Origin of the sequence: Thiohalocapsa sp., assembly GCF_019695415.1 — a bacterium.
Lineage (GTDB): Bacteria > Pseudomonadota > Gammaproteobacteria > Chromatiales > Chromatiaceae > Thiohalocapsa.
The window spans coordinates 1-3145 of record NZ_JAIFKJ010000223.1 but is presented as its reverse complement, the minus strand read 5'-3'; the positions used below and the strand labels follow the sequence as shown (position 1 = coordinate 3145).

Annotated in this window: 2 protein-coding genes; both read left to right on the top strand. The window is 62.2% G+C overall.

The genetic code is table 11. From position 1 onward, the window contains the following. Window positions 1–139: 139 nt before the first annotated feature. Entirely contained in the window at window positions 140–2488 is a 2349-nt protein-coding gene (locus tag I6U14_RS06405) for a polysaccharide biosynthesis tyrosine autokinase (protein ID WP_296897815.1), read from the top strand. A gap of 24 nt (window positions 2489–2512) precedes the next feature. Then, window positions 2513–3145, top strand: a 633-nt coding sequence (locus I6U14_RS06400) for a J domain-containing protein (RefSeq protein ID WP_296897814.1), incomplete at its 3' end; no start/stop codon positions are given.

Here is a 3145-nt window from a genome sequence, read left to right as displayed (position 1 = left end):
GTGCATGTCCCCCGGGGCGCGGCCAACTGCAAGGTGGGGGTGCCCAAGACCGGCCTCCGGGTATTTTTGGAGGAGTGGAGGGATAGGCTGGGCGTGTTCGTTACCCTGACACCGCTTCGGTACTGCGGCCATGCCTGCTATGAATGATCACCCGCCAGTTCCCGCACTGACGCCCGCCAACCCCTCAGGCGGTGCGGTGGCGCAATGGGGCGATGCGAGAGCGCTGGACCGAAGCTACCCCGCCGGATCGGCCACGGATCAGGCCGATGAAGACATCATCGATCTGCGCGAATATTGGCGGCTCCTCATGCGCCGGCGGGCGACGATCCTGCTGGTGGTCACGCTCGCCGTTGTTCTGGCATTGGTTGCCACGTTCAACGCCACGCCCATTTACCGCAGCACTGTCTTACTGCAGATCGATCGGACCGCCAACAAGGTCGTCGAGTACGGCAACGTCACTCCCGAGGAGCGAAGCTGGTTCGGTGACCAGGAATTCTATTCCACCCAGTATGAGCTGCTGCAGAGCCGCACCTTGGCCCGGCGCGTCATCGATCAAGTCGGCCTCAGCACCATGGAGGAAGAGTCCGACGAGGATTCGTTCGCGAGCCAAGCCAAGAACGCAGGGAAGGGGCTGATCGCGACGCTCACCGGCAGTGCGGAGGAGGATGACGCCGGCCTGGTCGATCCCGAATTGGCAGGACGCATGGAGGAAGAGAGAGCGTTTCGCAACAACCTCACAGTGGATCCGGTACCGGATTCGCGCCTCGTGCGAGTCTCCTTCGAGAGCCCGAGCCCGGAGGAGGCCGCTGCGGTCGCCAACGCCATCGCGGCGAATTTCATCAGTATGAACCTCGAGCGGCGCTACGATGCGTCGTCGTACGCTAAGGAGTTCTTGCAGGAGCAGCTCGACCAGATGCGGGTGACATTGGAAGAGTCGGAACGACGCTTTGTTGCTTACGCGCGGGAGCGAGAAATCGTCAACCTCGACGATCGGTTGGAGATCGTCCTGAACAAGCTTCGAACGATGAACGAGACCTTGGTGAAGGCCGAGGCTGAGCGGTTCGCGGCGGAGGCGACTTGGCAGGAGTTTCAGGAAGCAAGCGATGGCGGATCAACCGGCGTGTTGAACAGCGAGGTCATCCAATCCTTGAAGACCCGTCTGAGCAACCTGCAGGCCGAGTACGAGCAGAATCTGCAGGTCTACAAGCCCGGCTACCCCAAGATGCAGCGGCTGCAAAGCCAGATCGACGAGCTGCGCGAAGAGGTGGGACGTGAGACCAGTGCCATCGCGTCTTCTGTGAAGGGTGAGTATGAAGCGAAGCTGCGCAAAGAGCAGTCTGTCCGCGAGCGTCTGCGCGAGCTCAAAAGCGAGGCTTTGGCGCTGCAAGATCGCAGCACCGACTACGAAACCCTGCGTCGAGAAGTGGAGACCAATCGCGAGCTCTACGACGGACTCCTCCAGCGAATGAAAGAGGTTGGCGTCGCCGCTGGAGTCGGCGAGAACAACATTTCCGTGGTTGACGCCGCGCAGGTCGCCCTCGCGCCATACAAGCCGAGCCTACCCAAGAACCTCGCCATCGCCATCGCCCTCGGCCTCTTCTGCGGGGTAGGCCTGGCCTTTCTGCTGGAAATGCTGGACGACAGCATCAAGGCGAACGACGACATCGAGCGACGAGTCGGCGGACCGGTGTTGAGCCTGGTGCCCTTTGCTTCAGCACGCCAACATGGGCTGGGCGATGCAGAGGTGCCGTTGATCGCGTTTCGCGATCCAAAGAGCGCCGTCGCAGAGGCCGTGCGCTCGCTGCGGACTTCCCTCATGTTTGCGACCTCCGAGGGTGCGCCGAAGATCTTGCATTTCACCAGTGCGAGCCCGACCGAGGGCAAGACGACCACCGCCGTGAGTACAGCAATTGCGTTTGCCCAGGCGGGCGGCAAGGTACTGCTGATCGACGGCGATCTGCGCAATCCATCATTACACCGCGCCTTCTCACTGCCCAATGCGCAGGGCCTGACGAACCACTTGGCCGGCGATACCGATCCGGCGGAGATCGCGCAGCCGAGTATGGTCAAGAATCTGTTCGTCATCACCAGCGGCCCCCTGCCCCCAAACCCGGTGGAGCTGCTGTCCACACCCAAGATGGCGGACTTGCTGAGTCTGTCAGCAGAGCGCTTCGACTATGTCATCGTTGACGGTCCGCCGGTCATTGGGCTTGCAGATGCGCTGGTGTTAGCGAACCTGTCGCGTGCGACCATCTTCGTTGCCGAGCCGGGCATGACCCGGAAGCAAGACGTCGACGGCGCCATTCGCCGTCTCCAACAGGCGAACGCACGCGTCATTGGGGCGGTGCTGACCAAAGTCGGCCGTTCAGGAAAAGGCTACGGTTATGGATACGGCTATGGCTATGGCTACGGCTACAGCTACGATTATCTGTACAGCTATGGCGGCAAAGGCGGAAAATCGCAATTGCCCCAGCAGGCCGATGCTTGACCCCTGCCGTGATCAGCCGCCGCTATGATTCCGCCGCTGGTTGAGCTGGCACTCGACTACTATCGAAACCCGCTCGCATACGGACACCTCGCCGACGGCTCTTTCCCACTCCCACGGGGCTTCGGCGAGCAATTCTCGGCTATGTGCTCGGCCCTATCGCCGCTGCACATCGATGCGACGTCCCGTGCACTGGACAGCTCGCCTGATGAGCTAGAGGCTGCGGCCCGCTTCTTCGCACGCCACGTCCTGCTCGATCCAAGCGCCGACTATTACCGTGCACTCGGTGTATCGCCGCGGGCAACGCGTACGTTGATCCGGGAGCACTACCATTTCCTGATCAAGCTGTTTCATCCTGACCGGCTGCCCGATGCCACGGAGACCGACATTGCCTGCTCGCGACGCCTCAACGCGGCGTATCACACCTTGTCCGACCCCGACCAGCGCACCCGCTATGACCGCGAGCATCCCGGGCGCAAGCGCCGAATCCGCCGCAGCGATCCGCGCGATTTTTTCGGGCACCATTGGGTCCCGCTGGAGAGCGCCGAAGCGCTGCCGCGGACCAGGGTTGTACCAACGCGCTGGATCTGGAGTACTAGCGTCGGCGTCCTCGGGCTTATGCTGTTGGGCGCCGCCGTTGTTCTCTGGGAGCCCCAAACC

Excerpts from the sequence above, each read along its gene's own strand:
- I6U14_RS06405 (WP_296897815.1), top strand. The coding sequence starts at position 140 with ATGAATGATCACCCGCCAGTTCCCGCACTGACGCCCGCCAACCCCTCA.